We start from the raw sequence: 1,470 nt of genomic DNA, 5'->3' as shown, positions 1-1,470 counted from the left end.
TCCACCACGTCCGGGTGCTCCTTGAGGAACTTCTGGGAGACGATGATGTTGGTGATCACGAACTTCTTGTCCGGCCAGACGTCCTTCTCGTTGAGCAGGACCTTCGCGCCGAGGGTGACGAGCTTGGAGGCCGTGGGCTCGGGCACCCAGGCGCCGTCGATGGAGCCCTGCTTGTAGGCGTCGGGGGTGACCTTGTTGTCGGTGCGCACCACCGAGACGTCGCCCGCGCCGGAGGCCGCGTCAACCTTGAAGCCCTTGCCCGCGAGGTAGTTGAGCAGCGCCACGTCCTGAGTGTTGCCCAGCTGCGGGGTGGCGATCTTCTTGCCCTTGAGGTCGTCCGGCGAGGAGACCTTCTCGGGGTTGACGACGAGTTTGACGCCGCCGGAGGCGGAGCCGCCGATGATCTTCAGGGACTGGCCGTCGGACTTGGTGTAGCCGTTGATCGCGGGGGAGGGGCCGATCCAGCCGATGTCGATGGAGCCGGCGTTGAGCGCCTCGATCTCGGCCGGGCCCGCGTTGAAGACCTGGGTCTTGATCTGGGTGGCGCCCAGCTCCTTCTGGAACAGCCCCTCCTGGAGGCCGACCAGCGGGGTGCCGTGGGTGAGGTTGGAGAAGTAGCCGATCTTCACCGTGTCCGCGGACAGCTTCGCGCCGGTGGCCGAACCGGCCGCGGTGGCGGCGGTGTTGGCCTTGTCATCGGCCTTGGAGCCGTAGCTGCAGGCGGACAGCAGGGCGGCGGCGGTCAGACCGGCGACGGCGGTCGCGGCGGTGCGTCTGATCCGGCCGGCGTTCGGGCGAAGGCGGGTATGCGAAGGCGTCGGGTTCGGTGCCATGGTGGAGTCCTGTTCACGGACGGACCGTCAGAAAGCGGTCCGGGACGGACGATCGGAAGGTGGCGCTGCGGCAGCGGGGTGCCGGGGCAAGCCGGGCGGCTGTGGGGGAAGGACAGCCCGGTGACAGGGCGTTCTCAGCCCTGTCGGCCCGCACATCGCGTCAGGCCGCCCTGGCCGCTGCCGAGGACGCCGCTGCCGATGCGGCCGCCTTCCTTGTCCATGCCCGAGAAGGCCTCGCTGGGCATCAGACCCAGTCCTCCTCTGTGGTGTCCGTGGCGCGTACGGTGTCGAAGGCTTCGCCGGCCATGCCGGCGGTGAGGGTGGTGCCGTCCGCCGGGTCGATGAGCAGGAACGAGCCGGTGCGGCGGTTGGTGGTGTAGGCGTCGAGCGCCAGTGGTTCGGCGGTGCGCAGGAGCACGTGGCCGATGTCGTTGACGTTCAACCCGTCGGCGCCGGAGCGCTGTTCGAGAGTGTCGATGTCGATGCGGTAGGTGATCGCCTTGACCAGCGCGCGCACCGTGCGGGTGGTGTGCTTGAGGAGGACCTTGTCGCCGGCGCGCAGCGGCCGTTCGTTGAGGTGGCTGACGGTGGCTTCGATGTCCTTGGTGGGCGTGGGGGCGGCTCCCGCGGCGATGAG

2 protein-coding genes are annotated in these 1,470 nt (G+C 69.0%); both read right to left on the bottom strand.

From position 1 onward, the window contains the following. Positions 1-833 (bottom strand): ABC transporter substrate-binding protein (locus ACZ6EM_RS40420; RefSeq protein ID WP_465774684.1); only part of this gene is annotated, 833 nt, incomplete at its 3' end. A 244-nt stretch (positions 834-1,077) separates the two neighbouring features. After that, on the bottom strand, positions 1,078-1,470 hold a 393-nt coding region (locus tag ACZ6EM_RS40415; protein ID WP_465774683.1), incomplete at its 5' end, for an elongation factor 1-alpha C-terminal domain-related protein.

The sequence above is a fragment of the Kitasatospora sp. NPDC041917 genome, assembly GCF_055589745.1.
The sequence above is the reverse complement of the archived record's forward strand: the minus strand, read 5'-3'. Positions and strand labels throughout refer to the sequence as shown.